General features: G+C 41.6%; 19 protein-coding genes. 8 read left to right on the top strand and 11 right to left on the bottom strand.

Going from position 1 to position 20,175, the window contains the following annotated elements:
* Positions 1–198: 198 nt before the first annotated feature.
* The 3 genes from ACTNC0_RS16720 to ACTNC0_RS16710 form a co-directional block, all read right to left on the bottom strand.
* Complete coding sequence (locus tag ACTNC0_RS16720; RefSeq protein ID WP_441088278.1) at positions 199–1,656, bottom strand: acyltransferase family protein; 1,458 nt, start codon at positions 1,654–1,656, stop codon at positions 199–201.
* Positions 1,657–1,771: 115 nt separating this feature from the next.
* Positions 1,772–2,521 (bottom strand): glycosyltransferase family 2 protein, encoded by a 750-nt coding sequence (locus tag ACTNC0_RS16715; protein WP_441088277.1) that lies wholly within the window; start codon positions 2,519–2,521, stop codon positions 1,772–1,774.
* 2 nt (positions 2,522–2,523) lie between these two features.
* On the bottom strand, positions 2,524–3,924 hold the full coding sequence (locus tag ACTNC0_RS16710; RefSeq protein ID WP_441088276.1) for a sugar transferase: 1,401 nt from the start codon (positions 3,922–3,924) through the stop codon (positions 2,524–2,526).
* 264 nt (positions 3,925–4,188) lie between these two features.
* Between ACTNC0_RS16710 and ACTNC0_RS16705 the strand changes: the two genes are divergently transcribed.
* The 3 genes from ACTNC0_RS16705 to ACTNC0_RS16695 all read left to right on the top strand — a co-directional run bounded on the left by ACTNC0_RS16705 (position 4,189) and on the right by ACTNC0_RS16695 (position 7,406).
* Positions 4,189–5,328 (top strand): glucose-1-phosphate adenylyltransferase, encoded by a 1,140-nt coding sequence (locus ACTNC0_RS16705; RefSeq protein WP_441088275.1) that lies wholly within the window; start codon positions 4,189–4,191, stop codon positions 5,326–5,328.
* A 1-nt stretch (position 5,329) separates the two neighbouring features.
* Positions 5,330–6,445 carry a glucose-1-phosphate adenylyltransferase subunit GlgD gene (gene glgD / locus ACTNC0_RS16700; protein WP_441088274.1) on the top strand — a complete coding sequence of 372 codons (1,116 nt, stop codon included), beginning with the start codon at positions 5,330–5,332 and terminating at the stop codon, positions 6,443–6,445.
* Positions 6,446–6,812: 367 nt separating this feature from the next.
* The gene (locus ACTNC0_RS16695) at positions 6,813–7,406 is read left to right on the top strand and encodes a 50S ribosomal protein L25 (RefSeq protein ID WP_441088273.1); all 594 of its coding nucleotides are present in this window, start codon (positions 6,813–6,815) and stop codon (positions 7,404–7,406) included.
* A gap of 85 nt (positions 7,407–7,491) precedes the next feature.
* Here ACTNC0_RS16695 and ACTNC0_RS16690 read toward each other — a convergent pair whose 3' ends face one another.
* From ACTNC0_RS16690 to ACTNC0_RS16670, 5 genes are all read right to left on the bottom strand, one after another.
* On the bottom strand, positions 7,492–9,018 hold the full coding sequence (locus ACTNC0_RS16690; protein ID WP_441088272.1) for an APC family permease: 1,527 nt from the start codon (positions 9,016–9,018) through the stop codon (positions 7,492–7,494).
* 20 nt (positions 9,019–9,038) lie between these two features.
* A complete protein-coding gene (locus ACTNC0_RS16685; RefSeq protein WP_441088271.1) occupies positions 9,039–9,221 on the bottom strand; it encodes a P-II family nitrogen regulator in 183 nt (60 codons plus the stop codon).
* A 20-nt stretch (positions 9,222–9,241) separates the two neighbouring features.
* Positions 9,242–9,685, bottom strand: coding sequence for an iron-containing alcohol dehydrogenase (locus ACTNC0_RS16680; protein ID WP_441088270.1), 444 nt, complete (start codon positions 9,683–9,685; stop codon positions 9,242–9,244).
* The gene (locus tag ACTNC0_RS16675; protein ID WP_441088269.1) at positions 9,660–10,412 is read right to left on the bottom strand and encodes a PucR family transcriptional regulator ligand-binding domain-containing protein; all 753 of its coding nucleotides are present in this window, start codon (positions 10,410–10,412) and stop codon (positions 9,660–9,662) included. The genes ACTNC0_RS16680 and ACTNC0_RS16675 overlap by 26 nt, the downstream gene beginning before the upstream one ends.
* A gap of 86 nt (positions 10,413–10,498) precedes the next feature.
* The gene (locus tag ACTNC0_RS16670; protein ID WP_441088268.1) at positions 10,499–11,209 is read right to left on the bottom strand and encodes a sulfite exporter TauE/SafE family protein; all 711 of its coding nucleotides are present in this window, start codon (positions 11,207–11,209) and stop codon (positions 10,499–10,501) included.
* Positions 11,210–11,531: 322 nt separating this feature from the next.
* Here ACTNC0_RS16670 and mscL point away from each other — a divergent pair, with 322 nt between their 5' ends.
* Positions 11,532–11,948 carry a large conductance mechanosensitive channel protein MscL gene (mscL, locus tag ACTNC0_RS16665; protein ID WP_441088267.1) on the top strand — a complete coding sequence of 139 codons (417 nt, stop codon included), beginning with the start codon at positions 11,532–11,534 and terminating at the stop codon, positions 11,946–11,948.
* A 57-nt stretch (positions 11,949–12,005) separates the two neighbouring features.
* Here the strand turns inward: mscL and ACTNC0_RS16660 are convergent, their stop codons facing one another.
* On the bottom strand, positions 12,006–12,872 hold the full coding sequence (locus tag ACTNC0_RS16660) for a helix-turn-helix domain-containing protein (protein ID WP_441088266.1): 867 nt from the start codon (positions 12,870–12,872) through the stop codon (positions 12,006–12,008).
* A 706-nt stretch (positions 12,873–13,578) separates the two neighbouring features.
* Here ACTNC0_RS16660 and ACTNC0_RS16655 point away from each other — a divergent pair.
* The 3 genes from ACTNC0_RS16655 (at position 13,579) to ACTNC0_RS16645 (ending at position 16,132) form a co-directional block, all read left to right on the top strand.
* The gene (locus ACTNC0_RS16655) at positions 13,579–14,475 is read left to right on the top strand and encodes a serine hydrolase (RefSeq protein WP_441088265.1); all 897 of its coding nucleotides are present in this window, start codon (positions 13,579–13,581) and stop codon (positions 14,473–14,475) included.
* 155 nt (positions 14,476–14,630) lie between these two features.
* Complete coding sequence (locus ACTNC0_RS16650; protein WP_441088264.1) at positions 14,631–15,611, top strand: hypothetical protein; 981 nt, start codon at positions 14,631–14,633, stop codon at positions 15,609–15,611.
* A gap of 77 nt (positions 15,612–15,688) precedes the next feature.
* Positions 15,689–16,132, top strand: a complete 444-nt coding sequence (locus ACTNC0_RS16645) for a phosphate-starvation-inducible PsiE family protein (RefSeq protein ID WP_441088263.1) — start codon at positions 15,689–15,691, stop codon at positions 16,130–16,132.
* Positions 16,133–16,502: 370 nt separating this feature from the next.
* Here the strand turns inward: ACTNC0_RS16645 and ACTNC0_RS16640 are convergent, their stop codons facing one another.
* On the bottom strand, positions 16,503–17,633 hold the full coding sequence (locus tag ACTNC0_RS16640) for an Ldh family oxidoreductase (protein ID WP_441088262.1): 1,131 nt from the start codon (positions 17,631–17,633) through the stop codon (positions 16,503–16,505).
* A 282-nt stretch (positions 17,634–17,915) separates the two neighbouring features.
* Between ACTNC0_RS16640 and nudC the strand changes: the two genes are divergently transcribed.
* A complete protein-coding gene (gene nudC / locus ACTNC0_RS16635) occupies positions 17,916–18,764 on the top strand; it encodes an NAD(+) diphosphatase (protein WP_441088261.1) in 849 nt (282 codons plus the stop codon).
* Positions 18,765–18,913: 149 nt separating this feature from the next.
* Here the strand turns inward: nudC and ACTNC0_RS16630 are convergent, their stop codons facing one another.
* Positions 18,914–20,065 (bottom strand): DnaJ C-terminal domain-containing protein, encoded by a 1,152-nt coding sequence (locus tag ACTNC0_RS16630; protein WP_441044281.1) that lies wholly within the window; start codon positions 20,063–20,065, stop codon positions 18,914–18,916.
* Positions 20,066–20,175: the final 110 nt, after the last annotated feature.

Genomic DNA, 20,175 nt, shown 5'->3' with positions numbered 1-20,175 from the left:
TTTGTCCGGCCAGAATTTATAACCGATCCGGAAAATAATACGGTTAAAACAAAAGGACTCCGAAATACACCCCATGTATCTCAAAGTCCTCTTTCGTTTTTTATTATTTTCTTCTGCTATTTCTTGTTATTACCGTGCTAACAAGTTGATTTCTCAAACAATCTTGTCGGTACACTACTTTTTACGATTCCCTGTTTTTTACTGTTTATTCAAAATGTTTTCTGTCTCATCTGAATGCTCTGCTTCGACTACAGTTCGAGAAACATTCTCCGCTATTACTGTCTGCGCCGTATCGTCTTTCAGATCAGCTTTTCCTATATTCTTCGTAGCTGCTTCCAGCTCCTGGATCAGATCTTCGAGTGAAAGTTCTTCTTCCTCCTGAATGATCTCATCCGGTATATCATCCAGATTATCTTCTTCGATATCCAGTTCCATACCCGCTACATTGCTGAATCCTTCCGGTTTATCCGGCACACTCTCCTGAGCGAGAGAATCATCATCCAGGTTTATTTTCTCCATATGGCCGTCCTGCTCGCTCTCGGAATCCAGAGTGGCGGCCAGCTCCTCAATGGCTTTCTTTCGTCTGAGAAGTTCATATTCATGGTCCTCGCGGTCATATTCCTCTTCCAGTCCCTCATCTCTGACTGTCTTATCCTTCTTGATCAGAATAAATGCAACCAGATTCAGCACACCTGTATAAAGAAGATCCACCGGCAAACTTCCCAGAACAAGGACAAACACCAGGGATACGCCCAGCAGAACCCACACGTTGTTCATCTCAGGAATCTGCAGCAGATACAGCCCGTTCATAATGATCATGATCGGGTAATGGAAGAAGTAAATTCCCATTGTGTGGCGGCCCACATAAGTAAGCGGAAGCTTGATATCCGGCAGTAACGCAAGAAATGTATAGATCAGAATAAATGATACCAGATACATCAGCAATCTGAGAACGATACCTTCCGGATCTGTCAGACCACAAAGTTTATACCCATGGTTACCACGAAAAATAGCAATTCCCATTTCATTGGAAATCATATAGTTTGGTATTGCCCAAAGCAGTACTCCCGAAATAGGCACTAACACCCATTTTCCTTTAAATTTGCGAACTGCGGTGATATATTCACTTTTCCAGAGATATCCTGCAACAAAGAACGGGAAAAATACCACAATTCTTGATGCTGATAAAAACGTTGTAAATTCTGGTCTTGTTCCTGCCCACAGTGCAATAATGATGCTGAGCGGAACAATAAATCTGATCTTACCCAGTGCTTCAATGGTAAGACGGTAGATAAACAGTGCCAGAATATACCACATAACTGTTCCGGTAGGGCGCAGAATCTCGTAATCCACCGAACGTCCCAGCCATATCTGGGAGTACCAGGTAAGACTGTATCCCAGAATATACGGAATCAGAAGATTCTTAAAATTCTTTAATGCATTCTGAGGTTTCTTTGACAAATACCCCGAAACAAAAATAAACGCAGGCATATGGAAGATCGTGATTGCATACCACACGTATCTCACCACTGTGTCCACTTTTACAAAATTGAATGCAATAATATGGTTAAATACTACCAGAAAGATAAGCAGGACCTTGAAGTTATCGATCAGGTAGGTATAAGGCACAGCAGGCCTCTCTTTCTTTAATTTCATCTTAATATTATCCTTTAATCATTCATAATTATTATCCAAAGGATAACATATTTTTATGATTTATGGAATAGAAAGTTAATAATTTATTTATGAAACTATTTCCAGACATTCATTTTTATCTATGGCAATACTTCCAGATTCCATGCAGTGCATAGGAGCAAAAGAAAATACAACTCTTTATCCGTCCATACCCCGCATATCTGTAAACATTATAAGTCATCACTGCTGACTTCAGCTTATTTCTGGACTTGCCGCCCTCACTGAGGCGGTATTTCAGGTATGGCTTATCGATTCCGACCGCACAACCGTATTTTCGCAGAACTTTCAGCCAGGTGATATAGTCTTCATGGCTGTCATCATGCTCCATTGGAAACTCCCGTGCCACATCTGTTCTGATCACTACGGAAGAACAGTTAATACTGTTATGCTTCAGAAGCTCTCTGTAAGTAATCTTCTCTTTCACCGGAATCGTACGGCCGGTGCTGCTTCCATCGGATCTTATCAGCTCGCGGCCGGTAGAACACAACACGTATCCCGTCTCTTCGAGACGTTTAAGCTGCTCTTTCAATTTGCCTTTTTCCCACCAGTCATCCGCATCAAGAAAAGCAATGTAATCTCCCTTAGCAAGCTTCACTCCTCTGTTTCTGGAGCCGGCCGCGCCCATATTCTGTTTGTTCTTAATATACTGAAAGCCCTCTCTGCCCTCATAGGCAGACAGGACTTCCTTTGTACGATCTGTAGATCCGTCATCAATTACCAGCAGCTCCAGCGAAACTCCCTGCTCATAGACGGAATCTACAGCCTGTTTAATATATTTCTCTCCGTTGTAAACCGGCATGATCACAGATACCAGCGGTTTATTCATGGTCATTCCTCCGTTTTATCCTCTGATGCCCCGGTGTTTCTTCCGGAATCTTTCAGAGCATTTACCTGTTTATCATCTACTCCCTCAGACACTTCCTTCTGGAAAAAGATCTTGACTGTCATAAAGATCAGCTTAATATCCAGCAGAAAAGAATAGTTCTCAATATAGAACAAATCCAGCTTTAATTTATCATAAGGGGTGGTATTATATTTGCCATAAACCTGCGCATATCCGGTCAGTCCTGCCTTTACCTTCAGGCGATAATAGAACTCCGGAAGTTCCTTCTCATACTCCTGCATGATCGTCTTACGTTCCGGACGTGGACCTACCAAAGACATATCTCCTTTGAACACATTGAATAGCTGCGGCAGCTCGTCCAGATGAAGGTTTCTCAACACATGACCTACCGGAGTGATACGGGAATCATGTTTGGAAGCCAGTCTGGCTCCGTTTTTCTCAGAATCCACACACATACTGCGGAATTTGCAGATTTTAAATGGCTTACCGCCAATCGTAAGACGGTCCTGGAAGTAAAATACCGGTCCCCGGTCGTATGCTTTTACCGCAATGGCTATGAGCAACATAATTGGTGATGTAATGACAATACCGATTCCGGAAACCAGAATATCCATAATTCTCTTCGCAACTCTCTGATCTACCGCAAGTCCCATATTTCGTGACATCAGAAGCGGTGTATCGAAAAGATGAATTCTCTCGCTTCCCATAAGAATGATATCCGAAATCTTCGGACTGATATAGCATCGGATGGAATGAGCGAAGCAGAACTTCAGATATCGGTTTCTCTCCATTGACGGCAGATCCCATATGATCACCCCGTCATAATTACGCATCATCTTGTGAATTTCTGTTTCTCCAAGGCTGACATGCACTTTATCGCTGATATCATATTTATCCTTTCGGGAATTCATCTTATGGATCAGATCATCCCCCGGATCGCGGTCACCGTAAATGACCAACAATCTACGCGCACGATATAATCTGGAATAAATATGTCTGGATCCAAAAATCCAGATAACAATCAGTACCAGCTGTACCATTGTCATCTCGATCATCGGCCCCACACTCAGAAACCATCTGTTGATCAAAGTGATCTCCAGATATTCCACTACGTTGGTACATAAAAGCGCTAACGTCAGGGAATAAAATACGTCTATTCTTTTAAGGTATCCGACTTTTAGTCCTCCATACAGCTTGGCAAACATGGCAAACAGCAGACCGTAAATTGCGATCAGCACCCAGTTACCTTTTCGCCAGAATGGTTCATCAATCTGACCTCTGTAGACTGTATACCATACATAGGCAAAGACTGCCATCTGTGTCAGTACTACCAGACTCGCCAGACAGAACACGATAAGTCGTTTGTAATCTTCTCTCTTACTCACGTGATAACCTCTGTTTCTTTTAAATTTTTACCTATTATAACGTAAGAACTATTATACGTCCACCTGTTTTCCTTAAATTTGTGTATATTTACAAACCTGTACTTTACCATTTTTTACCGCAAATTTGTGTATAATGTATAATTTTTTCTCGAATTTCATCTGTTTCTAGCGAAAAATTTACATATTTTTTTCAGAAACCTATGGAAAAATGACAAAAAAAATTGTATAATATTATATAATAAATGAAAGCGAGGGTTCACTATTATGAAACAGAATAGTATGTTGGCTATGATCTTAGCCGGCGGTCGTGGCAGCCGTCTGCATGACTTAACCAATAAAGTGGCAAAGCCAGCCGTTTCATACGGCGGTAAATATCGTATTGTAGACTTTCCTTTAAGTAACTGTGCCAACAGTGGTGTAGATGTTGTTGGTGTTCTTACACAGTATGAGTCTATCCAGCTTAACAGCTATGTAGCAGCCGGCGGACGCTGGGGACTTGATGCCAAAGACAGCGGCGTTTACGTTCTTCCTCCACGTGAGAAAGCAGATGTGAATCTGAACGTATACCGCGGAACTGCAGATGCAATTTCCCAGAATATCGACTTTATCGATAAATTTGATCCTGAATATGTTCTCGTCCTTTCCGGCGACCATATTTACAAGATGAACTATGACGAAATGCTCACAGCTCATAAGGAAGCTAACGCAGACGCAACCATCGCAGTTATCGAAGTTCCGATGAAAGAAGCAAGCCGTTTCGGTATCATGAATACAGATGAAAGCGGACGTATCGTAGAATTTGAAGAGAAACCGAAACATCCGAAGAGCAATCTTGCATCCATGGGTATCTATATCTTCACATGGAAGCTTCTCCGCAAGATGCTTCTGGCTGATATCAAGAATCCGGATTCCAACCATGACTTTGGTAAAGACATCATCCCTACTATGCTTAACGATAACAAGACTCTTTATGCATACAAATTCAAAGGTTACTGGAAAGATGTCGGAACTATCGACTCTCTCTGGGAAGCTAACATGGATCTGTTAAGCTCCAAGAACGAGCTTGACCTTGGTGATCCTTCCTGGAAAATTTATACAGAAGATGTCACTGCACTTCCTCAGTACATCAGTGCAGAAGCAGATGTCAAAGATGCATATATCACTCAGGGCTGTGTAGTTCAGGGTGAAGTTAAGCATTCCGTTCTCTTTACAGGTGTTAAGATCGGTGCCGGTGCCAAGATCATTGACAGTGTACTGATGCCGGGTGCTGTTGTAGAAGAGGGTGCTGTTGTTCAGCGTTCACTTGTAGCTGATGGTATCCGTATCGGCAAGGGTGCTGTTGTAGGCGATCCAAACAGCGAGCACATCGAGCTTGTAGCGAAACGTGTAAAGGGGGCAGAATAATATGTATAAGGCATTTGGAATCGTAAACTCTTCCGGGAGAAATATTTATGTAGATGGTATGCAGGATTATCGCCCGATCGGCGCGTTTTCCTTCCTTGGCAGATACAGAGTCATTGACTTCCCTATCTCCAACATGACTAACAGCAATATTGACCGTATCCAGGTTTATATCAATAACAAACCTCGTTCCGTTGTAGAACACGTTGGAACAGGACGTCATTACAACATCAACTCCAAGAGCGGTAGGCTTCAGCTTCTCTTCTCAGAACATAATAATGACAATGATATTTACAATACAGATATCTCCTGCTACCTGGAAAACATGGAATCTCTGAGCAGAATGTCTCATCCATATGTTGTTATCGCTCCCAGCTATATGGTTTATTCTATTGATTTTGACCAGTTTATACATACACATATTGACTCCGGTGCAGATGTTACTCTACTTTATCATTCTGTTGATAATGCTAAAGAAGCATATCTTACCTGTAATGTTCTGAATCTGAACCGTCAGAAAGGTGTTGAAGCCATCGGACCTAACCATGGTAATAAGAAGAATCAGAATGTATTTATGGACACCTGTGTTATGAAAACAGAGCTTTTCATCAGCCTGGTTAGAGAAGCTAAGAAGCTTTCCTCCATGTATACTCTGGCAGATATCCTGAACGATAAATGCGAAACTCTTGATATCCGTGGCGTAGCACATAAGGGATTCTTTGCAAGTATCACAGACTTCCCAAGCTACTATGCAGCAAACATGGATCTTCTTGACTACAAAGCAGCTCAGGAACTGTTCCATGAGAACTGGCCAATTTATACCCGTACGAACGACTCCTGCCCGACTCAGTATTTCGATACAGCAGAAGTTAAGAATTCCGTAATCTCCAACGGCTGCCAGATCGAGGGTACTGTTGAGAATTCCGTAATCGGACGTGGATGTGTCATCAAGAAAGGTGCTGTTGTCAGAAACAGTGTTGTTCTCGCTGAGGTTACTATAGGTGAAGACGTTCACGTAGAGAATGAAGTAGTCGACAAATGGGCGAAACTGATCCATAAGAAAGAAATCATCTCCCCGGCTGACCAGCCTGGTTACATTAAGAGAAACGATACTCTGTAATTTTTATAATTAAGTAATGAAAACCCCCGGTACACTTATTACGGTGTATCGGGAGTTTTGTTTATTGGCATATTATGTTCCTTTTGTATTAACATATGATATACCTGACATGTTGTCACATCCCCACACCGGCAACAGGAGAACAATCTCTTTTTTGTGATTTGGTAAGATTTCACAAACTCTTCACATTTCAGGTCTTGCATTTCTATTGTTGCGTGTTATAATACAGTTATAACAAAAATAAGAAACAAGCAAACAACTGAATACTTAAAAATACTTAGCACCACCTGAAGCATTGCAGAAATGCTCCTGAATCAAGATAGTGTCAAGCGTGTCACCTCAGCTGTAATAATGGAGGAAAAGTCAAATGAATACTTTAAAAGCTGAAAAAAGAACAATGGACACAAAGGCCAAAAGATTAAGAAGAGAAGGTTACGTTACAGGTAACGTATTTGGCAAAGAGATGGAAGGTTCCATGCCTGTCAAAATGGAGAAATCCGCAGTAGAGAAACTTCTCAAAACAAGCAACAAAGGTAGCCAGATTATGCTGGATGTAGATGGTCAGTCTTATGATGTACTGATCAAAGAGATCCAGTTCAATCCGTTAAAAGGACAGGTGGATGAAATAGATTTCCAGGCACTGGTAAGCAACGAGAAAGTACATTCCGTAGCCGAGATCGTACTTGTAAACCATGATAAACTCGCAGCCGGTGTATTACAGCAGCATCTGGAAGAGATTTCCTTCCGCGCTCTCCCATCCGCACTGGTTGACAAAGTTATGGTTGATGTCGGCGATATGAAAGTCGGCGATGTAATCAAAGTAAAAGACCTCGACATTGCCAAAGATAAAGATGTAGACTTAAAGACAGACCTTGAAGCCGCAGTCGTATCCGTAGCTGCAGTTCATGTAGATCCGGCTCTGGAAGCTGAAGAGGAAGCTGCTGAAGAAGAAGCTAAATAAATTTTTAAAATTTTTATTTCATTAAAACAGCGAAGCGAATTTCTATATCCGCTCCGCTGTTTTTCATTTTTGCCCCTAACATCATTTATATTTTAGGCTGTACAACATTTCCCTGCACAACGCTTCCCTGATTCTTTCCTTTTCTCATCCCTCTGACTACCTGCACATTTCCAAGAATCAGATAATCCATTTCTCTCTTGGAAATCTTTGCAAAGTTTTTCTTAGAAACAAAATAGAAAGTAACACCCATAAGTACCCACACGATCAGTGCTGCAAAAGACTGTGGTGCCATAAATGCCGGAGACCCTGGTACGATCAGAAGGAGCAGAATCATAACAGAAATAATACATCCTCCCAATGCCACTGCCGGATGAATTCGGTTTGTATCTGTAGCATCCCCATATTTCTTCAGGAGAATATAAGCGCCCGCACATGTAAAGAAATATCCAAACGCTGTACCTACAGAACACATATCAACAACCCATCCTATTACTTCTCTGCCGAAAAACGGGCAGATACAGCAAATAATCATTGTAAATACCACACATACAGATGGTGTCTTATGTTCCGGATGAACCTTTTCAAAAACAGAAGGAAGCATTTTTGCTCTTGCCATTCCAAACAGAAGACGGCTGGATGTCATAAAAAATCCATTCATTCCTGTAAAAATTCCCATACATACAGCTAATGCTACAAAGCATACGCCAATTTTTCCCATTGCAAGGTCAAGAATTGCACCCGTATGCCACTTTACAAGAACTCCATTCGCATCCGTCATTGTCAGAACCTGCTGCCATGGAACAACGCAATCTGTTACAAGGGCCATTGCCCCATAAATCAAAGCCCCTACAATAAGAGCCGAAATAATCAGCAGCTTACATTTCTGTGGTGGAAAATCGTATTCTTCTGCTGCCTGCGGAATACAGTCAAACCCTACATAGAGAAATGGAGCCAACGCCAGAATGGAAACAAAGCCTCCTCCCAGTGTTTTGCCTTCAGCACCGTAAGCCGGCTGAAGATTTGTCACATCAAAATGTCCTGTCACAACAACTCCGGCCACAGATACAACTACAGCAGCACACATAATAAGAACCATGATCAGTTGAAGATTTCCAACAGATTTCGCGCCCTTGTAATTCATAATTCCAAAAAGAATAATGAAAAACAATGACAGCCCGACTTCTCCCATATATACATCATATCCGGCAATTGTATACAGATAACCTCTGTTAAACACTCCTGAAAAAATGTAGGATGCCAATACCGGAAGAGCTGTCGCATTCAGTGCTACAATTGACAGATAGCCAAGCGATAGCATCCAGCCACAGATATAAGAAGCAGTTCTTCCAAATCCTTTATAAGCATAAGCAAATTCACCGCCTGCTACCGGAAATTTTGCAATCATATAAGAATAACTGTAACCTACTACGATCATAAGCAGTCCGCCTGCCAGAAATCCAAGGAACAAAGGAAGTGTTCCACCCGCACGTTCCGTCCAGAGACCACCCTGTATAAAACATCCCCAGCCAATAATAGAACCAACTGCTACTGCCCAGATCGAACCAGGTCCCATAGATTTTTTTAATTTTGTCCGTTTTTTTCTTTCACCCATATGTGGCCTCCTGCTATAGCTTATTCATCATCGTCTTCCCTTGTTTCTTCGCTGATCGTATATGCTTCACTGATATCAGAAACAAAAATCTTTCCATCACCATAATGACCATACTGACCACTTTTTGCACTGTTGATAATGATATCTACTACTTCATCCTTCTCTTTATCTCCGACAGTAATGTATAACATATTTTTTGCCATTTCCTGATAAAGTACATCTCCTACCTGGCATGCATGGCAAGCACATCACAGATTGGCTGATGTCCTTTGCTCCAGTATCCTTCTATTGCATGGGAAAGAACATCAATTCCGGTTCCTGCTGTAGTTGGAATTGCGATCAATGGTAAATGTTCCTGAGGCATTGCTACTCCGGTTCCATGATATTTACGGATCGAATCCGGAGTCAGTGCCACACTGGCAGCTGCTTTTGCACAGTCCATAGGGCTGCCTCCACCCAGGGCCACTACAAATCCGATATTTTTCTGACGGATTACTTCTGCACAGGCATCTACCTCTGTGACATCCGGATTTGGTGAGACATCCCCGAACGAAGCCACTATCATCCCTTCTGATTCTTTTATAATCTTTTCTGCCAGACCGCTTTTAAAGAAAAACGGTCCGGCTACCAGAAGACCTCTTTCACATCCAAGTAAAAACCTGTTCATTCCGATGAGTCATACTACATAATTTATCAAAAATCCGCCCCACTGTCTCCTGACACATTTCAAAGGAATAATCACACAGAACCATCAGAATCTGTTTTTCCTGAGCACAGCACAAAATCCCGTTATAATTACACCGAAGATGGCTGTTTAAGGTAGAAGCAATCTGATCCAGACGTACACCTGGCACCTGACTGTCTTCCTCTTTTACACGAATATTCACAACAGTATACTCGCTTCCTGCAAAATATCCTTTACGCATCAATGCCGAAACATATAATTCCTCCTGCCCCGGGCAAAGAAATGCGTTATTCAGTGCTGCTGTCACTTCAATCGTATTCTGCTGTTCTTTCGTTATTGCAAAACAAATGATCCGCATGATTTCAGCCATGTGGATTTTCCATGGTACCCGAAACACCGGGAGACCCTTTTCATTAGCAAAATCAATTACATCCTGTCCGATTTCATTGATGTACGGACCAATATTGATTACGATCCCACTGGCTTTATTTCTCCAGACTTCCTTCACAAGCTGAAGCAATGTCAGATTTTTATTCAATCCCAGTCCTGTTGTAAAAGTAAGCTCCTGCCCCTGAAGAAACGCTGAAATCGTATCGCTGTCTACCATATGAGTCCAGGATACTTCCTGATCCAGACCTTTCTCCCCTGCTACCAGTTCCATCTCCAGGTGCTGCACCTGTTTCATAATCTCACGTAATATTACAGCCATTATTTACACCTTTCTCCAGATGAACAGATTACTCAGCAATCCGGCAGCTTCACAGAATAACAGACAGCTGAATAATTGTATGCTTTCTATGCAATCAAAGATATTCCTGAGATCAGTAACAGTATATAAGTCAGATTCAAAAATACTTTCTGAGATACTTTCTTCACCAGTTTCTTTCCAATCCAGGTTGCCACCAATAATGGCACAATGCTGATAAGAATCAGCCTGACATCTGCCTGTCCGATCAGTCCGGCACGCATCTGTGTAAACATCAGACAGGAATTCAATACTACCCATACCGGAGCTACTGTCGCACGGAATTCTTCTTTATCTTTCAAAACCTGTGTTGCATAAATCACAAGCAATGCCCCTCCAGACACAAACATTCCATGGATGATCCCTGCCAGAAGCAGGATAATCCCCAGAATAACAGGCGAAAATTTCCTCTCACTGTGAATGCAGAGATTCTTCAATGCAACTGACACAATCACAATACCATATACTGTCAAAAGAACATCTTCAGACTCCACAACTCTGCAGATCTGTACACCCGCAAACATTCCCACAAGCATGAAACCAGACATTTTTATAAGTTCTTTCCAGTTAATATGCCTGTATCCGGTTACTGCTATCATGAGCCCTGAAAACCATGCCATAGCATTCAGAATCACTTTTGCATGATCCAGTCCAAGTAAATATACAGATGGCGGCATTGCAAGAACTGTACCTGCAAATCCTGTAATCGCCTGAATAACATTAGAAACAAACAACACAATCAAAAATAATAATTCTTTCATAACATTCTTCCTTTTCCTGTGTCGTTCGTTCACCGCAAAAACAAATTAAAAATAACTACCCGGATATTTCCCTCTTATCTGCCAGATAATTATAATTCAGGGTAACTGTTCAGTGCCTCGCGGGATAGCAGACTGCTGAATAGTTACAATTTGGATTCATTATAGCACCAGTTTATTTAAGAATCTACAAAAACTTTATAATCCGTAATCCTATATTTTGTGAAAAGTATTGACGCTCTAACCTTCCGGCGTTATCATAAAATTACGATGGCTGTCTCTTATCTACATATACAGTCAAAAATACTTTCAGGGGGAAATTCCAATGAAAAAATTTATGGAAGAATTCAAGGCATTTGCCCTGCGTGGCAATGTCATGGACATGGCAATCGGTGTTATTATCGGAGGTGCTTTTTCCGGAATCGTAACCTCTTTAACCGACAACTTCATCAATCCAATCCTTAATGTACTTACAGGCGGAGCTACATATTCACTCCAGGATGTATCCGGATTCGCATCCTCTTTCATTTCTTCAGTCGTTAACTTCATTATTATGGCATTCATCCTGTTCTGTCTGCTGAAGGCAGTGAACAAAGTAACATCCTTCGGTGAAAAAAAAGAAGAGCCAGCCGCTCCGACTACTAAGAAATGTCCATTCTGCATGAGCGAAATCGACATCAAAGCTACACGCTGTCCACACTGCACTTCCCAGTTACCGGAAGAAGAAACCAAACAAGCATAACAAAAAAGTCTTCGCAGCATATAACATCTAAAATGTACCATACTGCGAAGATTTTTATTATTCCTTCTCCTCTTCCTGTTCCAGCAATCTGAACGATAGTTCCAGGTAAAAAACCTCCTCCGGATCATCCAGATCTGACTGAAGAATTTCTCTGATTCTGTCGAGTCGATAGAGAAATGTACTTCTATGAATAAACAGTTCACGCGCAGCCTGTGTCGCGCTTAAATGCTGTTCAAGATATACTCTCAAAGTCTCCATATACTGCGTCTGATTTTCTTCATCATGTTTCTTTAATTCCAACAATCCCTCATGACAAATCATAGTTCCCGGCAGCCTCCTGGTCGCCTGCTCCAGAATATATGTCATTGCCACCTGTAAAAGCCGCTCCATTCCCGCATGCTCCAGCATCAGGTCATGGATTTTCCTTTCCCATCCATCCGCAGTATCAAAAATCTCCTGCATATCATTCATAAATTCCGCAATTTCTTCCAGATTTTCAAGTGCCACCTGAATATAAGGGATGTTTCCAAAATCTGAGTCATCGCAGCCGCTCACAGCTACCTCAACCTCATTTCGGTTTATATCTGTTTCAAAACTTTCAGGAGCTCCAGCCTCAACTTCAGTTCCGGTTCCAATTCCAACAATCATATTATCATTTTGCTTTTCTGAATCCGATTTTTTACAAAAAATCCAGAAAATGTATTTCATTACCGGCACTACACGTTTCCATTCTTCATCATCACGCACCTGAATCACATATACATGCCCACTGCGGAATCTATCTTCTTTCTTCCTGTCATCTCTGTTAATTCCACAACGCAAAAAAGGGCGCAGATATCCATCATTACCGGACAAATTTCCCTTTTTCAGAATTTCATATTTCTCTTTTATCTTTTCATATAAATAAACAGATGACAACCGCAAGTCCCGTTCCTCCCGTCACATAACTCATAAGCTGATTCTGATATGGCTCACGCTAATTAGCAACCTGCTTCATTCTGGCTGTTATTCAGATTCTTTCATTGGCTCTTCTTTACCACTAATTCACACGCATTATACAATAAACGTCTTGGCAACTTCCACAGCCTCAATGCAATTTTCTGTATACGCATCTGCCCCCATATCTTTCGCCAGCTGTTTTTTAACTAGTACATCGAAAATTAAGTTTCTGCTATATTGACGCAGGATGATTTCTTCAGCTGCAAGGCGGAGGAATGAAGCGTAGCGGTGGCTACGGCGATTGACGACAACGCCGCAGATGAAAAATCAGACAAGTCAATATAGCAGTTACTTAATATTCGCTGTACTAGTGTGCCGACAAGTTGATTACTATTCTTCCCATTCTCAACAACGTATATCTCGATATGGAAATATGAACCTACATGTACAAAGCTCAAGGAGTACCATTTGCCCCGCAAGCTTAATTTATGCTGATTATATAAATTCTGTGCGGTATGTCTCGGGATTTTGGCATTCTCATGCCAAAACACTTCGCGGGACAGTGGCGTGTGAACAGTAACAAAAACTGTAATAATATCATTATTATTCACTCAATTATACTTGTAACTTCTCCCCATACACGCTATAATTTTAATATCTACAAATATTTATTTAACAGGCGGTGAACACAATGAATTTAAAAAAGCTTTTGCTTCTCCTGCTATCAGTGAGTCTCCTTGCAGCTCCTGTATCCACCGGCTGCGCAGCAGAAACAGAAACGGATCAGGGTACACTCTCCCCCTCTTCTGAAAATTCTGACAGCGTATTTGGCGGAGCATCAGCTTCAGATGAGCCAGTCACAGACGAAGCACTTCAGACACTCTTAAATCAAATTCAGGGACAGCTCCCTGCAGATAACGGCAGCTGGTCTGTTTTTGTTTCTGATCTTATAAATGAAACAGAAGGAAGCATCAATGACCAGACTATGCAGGCAGCCAGCCTGATTAAGCTTTATATTATGGGAGCAATTTATGAAAATTATGACCAGATCATTGGACAATACGGCAAAGATTCCGTAGATTCTAATCTGCACTCCATGATCACAGTCAGCGATAACGATGCTGCCAATACATTGACAACCTATCTGGGTGGCGGGAACTCCAGCGCAGGTATGCAGGCTGTCAACAGTTTCTGTCAGGAACGTGGTTATACCCAGACTCATATGGGACGTATGCTTCTGGCAAGCAACGATCAGGATGACAATTATACATCCGTAAATGACTGTGGACATTTTCTCATTGAAGTTTACAAAGAAGAAGAGTCCAGTTACGCCCATGCTTCTGATATGTATGCCCTGCTTAAAGCACAGACACGTCAGAACAAAATTCCAGCCATGCTTCCGGATGGAGTGAAGACGGCAAATAAAACAGGCGAACTTGATAATGTAGAGAATGATGCCGGAATTATCTACGATGCCGCAAACGATCTCGTTATCGTATTTATGTCACAGAATCTCTCCAGTGCCGGAAACGCCCAGAATACGATTGCATCACTGAGCAGAACTATCTATGACTACTACAATAACTAACGTCATAACTTAATATGTCAGATTTCAAGAGCAAAAGCTTTATTGGCAAGTCCCCACCCACTGCTTATTGCTCTTCGCAATTGAATCAGGGGACTTACTTGATTCGTTTAATATCACAAACACCATATGGTAATAACCAGAAGGAGGATCTACTTATGAAGAAAAGAAAAAATGTTATAATTCCTATGATGCTCGCAGCCGCAGTTGCCGCTGCGTCCGTACCTTGTAGTTCTCAGGATGTTGAAGCATCCTCCAATACCTATGAAGTAAGTGTAAGTAAAGGTTATCTGGCTCTCCGCTCTTCCATGGCATATGATTCTTCCAATGAAATCGGAGAACTATATTCCGGCGATCTGGTTGAAGTTACAGAATATACCAATGGCGACTATTGGTATGTTTATTCTCCGAAATATGACTGTTGGGGATATGTAAACAATGATTATCTGGTTTCCCTTTATTCCCAGTCAGGCGGCTACTCTTATTCTACTTCCTATACAGTTAGTGTAAGCAAAGGATACCTGGCTCTCCGCAATGCTAAAGCATACGATTCTTCTAACGAAATCGGGAAGTTATATTCCGGCGATACCGTATCTGTTTCTGACAGCAGTGATCCACAATATTGGTATGTCTACGCTCCGAAGCTGAACTGCTATGGATATGTAAATAAAGACTATTTATATTACAGTGGCGGCGGAACAAGCACACAGAATGTTTCCCGCTATTATGGTGAATCAAGAACAGTAAGTGTTGCTACGGGTTATCTGGCTCTTCGCACCCAGAAAGCTTACGATTCCTCCAATGAAATCGGACAGCTATATTCCGGTGATACTGTTCAGCTACTGGATACCAGCGATTCCCAGTATTGGTATGTCTACGCTCCAAAATATGATATGAACGGTTATGTAAATAAGGATTACCTCATCGGTGGAACCGCATACAACACTAAAACTGTAAGTGTTGCCACAGGTTATCTGGCTCTTCGTAATGCCAAAGCATACGATTCTTCTAACGAAATCGGACAATTATATTCCGGTGACACCGTTCAGCTTATTGATTCAAGTGATGCACAATACTGGTATGTTTACTCTCCGAAACTTTTTCTGTATGGATATGTAAACAAGGATTATCTGTATTAAAATACAACTAACTATTTAACAGCCTGCTATTCCGCAAGGTGTTTGGGTAAAGATATAATGAAAGGACTCTTGCTATCATGAGCCCCAAAAAAGAAATAAACCACAATATTCGCAAACATTTTAATGGTATCATTTACAATATCTCACGCTACACAGAAATCGTGCTGTCTATCATCATCCTTGTAGTGATCGCATTGGCCGGAATTCGTCTTATCATGGAAGTTGCAGGCACCGCCGTTCCCGATATGAACACAAAATTCTTTACCAGTTTCCTGTCTCAGGCATTGTCCCTGGTAGTCGGCGTAGAGTTTGTAAAAATGCTCTGCCAACATTCCGCACAGACAGTTGTCGAAGTTCTGATGTTTGCCACTGCACGTCAGATGGTCGTTGAACATCTCGGTCCAAATGAGACACTTCTCGGTGTGATTAGTATTGCAATACTTTTCGGCATCCGCAAATACCTCATGACCGACAACGATGACATGAACTCACACAAAAATAAGGACACAGAAGAACAGTAAAATCTGCTCTCTTGTTCAGGAAAGAATCCTGATTGCAGGATTCTTTCCTGCGGCGGATCGTTATAGCGACATAATTCCTCTCCGCCGCAGTGCGATTATGCCCGAAGGGCTTTATTATATCATAGGAACATTACGGAATAATTTCCCATGATTGATATAATAAAAAGACTGCATGGTTTCATACTATCTGTAATTTTTACAAACAGTACGAAACTATGCAGTCTCTTTTTTATTTCCACATACTGATAAACGGTTGTCTCAAAAAAAGGTATATTTCATATATTTTATAGTTAATATTATCAGTACGATGGGCTCTGTTTAGCAGTTTTTTTGTAATTTTTATTTAATGATTTTTGTTGAGGTTTTGTATTTAATAATTTCCACTGAAGAACTTGCTGTCTTTCGGAAGTTCATAGTCTTTGAAATAAGTGCCAAAATCAATCTTCAGATAATCGCAGAGGTTTGCAAGCTCTACCATCGTATTGTCATTTACAGGAATACCATTTTCCCTGCGTTCTTTTTCTGCTATAATTTCTTTCTCACCATGAGTATAAATCTGCTCTGCACCCTCGGCCTTCGGACTCTGGCGAAGAGTTTCCAGATATTCTGAGAAATGCGCCTTGATATCATCTGCATTTCCGAAGATTGCAGGATCGATTGCTGCAAATCCATGGCAGATACCTGTCTTGTCTTTAAATGTACAGCATTTATCAGAAGTAACACCCATAGAAAGAATAGAACTGAAAATCTCACAGAGCATTCCATATCCATAACCTTTATGGCTTCCATTTACCTCTTTATTACCGCCAAGCGGCATAATTCCGCCGCCTTTCTTGCCGACAATATTTGCAAGTACAGCCGGTGCATCCGTACTTTCATGTCCGTCTGCTCCGAGAGCCCAGCCCTCAGGAAGCTGTTTACCTGATTTATTATACATTTCCAGTTTTCCTCTGGTTACAACTGTTGTAGAGCAGTCAAAGAGAAACGGATATGGCTCTGCAGGCATCGCTACTGCAATCGGGTTGGAACCTAACATTGCCTTACGTCCAAAAGTAGGTACCATGATTGCTTCTGAGTTAGTGCATGCCATTCCAAGCAGTCCCTGTTTAGAAGCCATTTCCGCATAATATCCTGCAATACCAAAATGATTGGAATTTCTTACTGAAACGAAACCAACGCCTGTTTTTTTTGCTTTCTCAATTGCTTTCTCCATTGCAAAATGACTAATCAACTGTCCCATTCCGTCATGTCCGTCGATCACTGCTGATACAGGTGTCTCAAATACAACCTCCGGTTCCGCATCCGGATGAATCGTACCTTTCTCAATTCCTTTATCATATCTTACCATTCTCTGCATTCCGTGACTCTCAATCCCGTACAGATCTGCGGTAAGTAAAACATCTTTAATAATATTGGTCTGTTCCTCATTGAAACCAAACTTTCGAAATACATCGTGGCAAAAAGTATTTAATGTGTCATAACTCCATTTTACATATCCCATAACTGTAAAAGCCCTCCTTGAAGTATTACTCGTTCTCTTTTTGGTATTACCAATTTTCTGAGTTGATTATACCACTTACTTTTTCAAAGCGCAATACGCTATTTTATTTTTTTCAGAGCTTACTATTTTTTTGAAATATCTTTTCAGATATTTTTGTCTCTTGCTTTTATAAAAGCTCAGGAATATACTATGAGCAGATAATAAACCGACTGTTAAACAGTCTGTACCTTTCAGGGTATTCTCATTATCTCCTCATATTTTTCAGAAAAGGACTATTACATTATGATTCAAGACATCGCACCACATATTTACCATAACGAATACAAACCATCTGCCCCGGATAAAGACAGCTTCATCCTCACCTATGAAAATGGCAGAATTCTTCTTCCCCGACAGAATCGTGAAGAGGCAATCACATTTCCACGTTTCCAGGAATTAGAGGGAAGGCTCGATAATCTTTATGTGAACTATATCTACCTCTTCTCCATTGATAACCAGCGCTTTTATCTGATCCCACATCTGGATACTGCACTTCTTCCTGACTATGAATTTCAGGATGTACGTGTCCTGCGTACTGCACATCCGCAACATCTGGCATTTGCAGGAATTACAGGACATCAGTTGTTCCAGTGGTACAACAATCGTCAGCATTGTGGCTGCTGCGGAAAACCAATGGTTCACAGCCAGAAGGAACGTATGATGGAATGCCCTTCCTGTGGCAATCACGAATATCCGGTTCTGTGCCCTGCTGTTATTGTAGGGATTACAAACAAAGATAAGATCATCCTCTCCAAATATGAGGGACGCAGCTTCAAACGCTATGCTTTGATTGCAGGTTTCGCAGAAATCGGAGAAACCATCGAAGAAACCGTACACCGTGAAGTAATGGAAGAAGTAGGTCTGAAAGTCAAAAATCTCCGCTACTACAAGAGCCAGCCATGGTCCTTCAGCGGCTCTCTGCTGTTTGGATTCTTCTGTGATGTAGACGGTGATGATACCCTGACCGTTGACCATGAAGAACTCTCCATGGCACAGTGGGTAGAACGTGACAAAATCCCGGATCAGGGCAATAATATCAGCCTGACCAAGGAAATGATGATGCTCTTCCGTGATGGAAAAGAACCCAGATAAACAATATTCTATATCAGAAAAAGCTCATAGAATATTTTTCCCTATTATGCTAAAAGGATACATACACGGTAATGTTACTGTGCATGTATCCTTTTCGTTTCTCTGTAAAATTGATTCACTATATGTTCAAAAATATTTCTGATTACTCTTCACGCCGCACTCCCGCTGCCAAATCCACGGCTTCTGCGGTTTCCATTACATTCCTGTTCGAATTCTTTCAGTTTCCGTCTTGCTTCCGGTGTCAGATTTGTCGGAACTTCAATCTGTACAGTTGCATATTCATCGCCATGTACAGACGGATTGTTCATGGCAACGATACCTTTACCTCTCAGACGTATCTTCGTTCCGGACTGAGTACCCGGTTTGATGTTACAGAGAACATCACCGTAAATGGTGTGAACCTTCGCCTCACCACCAAATACTGCTGTTGTAAATGGGATATTTACAGTTGTATAAACATCTCTGCCTTCCCGTTTATATCCCGGTTTATCCTGAACATTTACTTTCAGAAGAAGGTCACCGGCTTCACCTCCGCCCACTCCCGGATAGCCTTTTCCCTTAAGTCTGATAGATTTACCGGATTCAATACCTGCCGGAATATTGACTTCATAGTTCTGGACGCCACCGTTGCTGCTCTGCAGGCGGATAACCTTCTTGCCACCAAAAGCAGCTTCATCAAAGCTGACAGTAACCTCTGCATGAAGATCCTCACCTTTGCTGCTGTAAGAACCGCCAAAGCCCTGACTGCGGAAATCACTTCCACCTGTACCAAAGCCACTGCCGAAGCCGCCAGTTCCATTGCTTCCGAATCCACCAAAACCACTTCCATGAAATCCACTTCCAGCGAAACCGTTGCTTCCGAAACCACTGGATGATTTACTCTTCTTAAATCCACCACCAAAGAGATTCTTCAGGATATCATCCATATCTTCGCCATTCTCAAAATGATATTCATGATAACCATTGCCATCACTGTATGAGCCATGGAAACCACCGCCAAATGGATTGCCCTGTGCTCCGCCAAAACCGCTGCCAAACGGGCTGCCCTGTGCATTTCCATAATTACCGGCACCTTCTTCAAAAGCAGCGTGACCAAACTGATCATACAGTTTACGCTTCTTCTCATCACTCAGAACATCATAGGCTTCGTTTACTTCCTTAAAATGCTCTGCTGCCGAAGCGTTTCCCTCATTGCTGTCCGGATGATATTTCTTTGCCAGTTTTCTGTATGCTTTCTTAATCGTTGCTGCATCTGCGTTTTTGTTCACGCCCAGAACTTCATAGTAGTCTCTTTTCAATATCATCACCTTCCCTCATAAACACATTCTAACGCAATCATTCCTGACTTCATATTTCTGCAATCCTCATTATGCAAACAACGGGAAGCCAAAAGATTTGACCTCCCGTTGCT

This window comes from Blautia sp. HCP3S3_B11 (assembly GCF_052064435.1).
GTDB lineage: Bacteria > Bacillota > Clostridia > Lachnospirales > Lachnospiraceae > Blautia_A.
The sequence above is the reverse complement of the archived record's forward strand: the minus strand, read 5'-3'. Positions and strand labels throughout refer to the sequence as shown.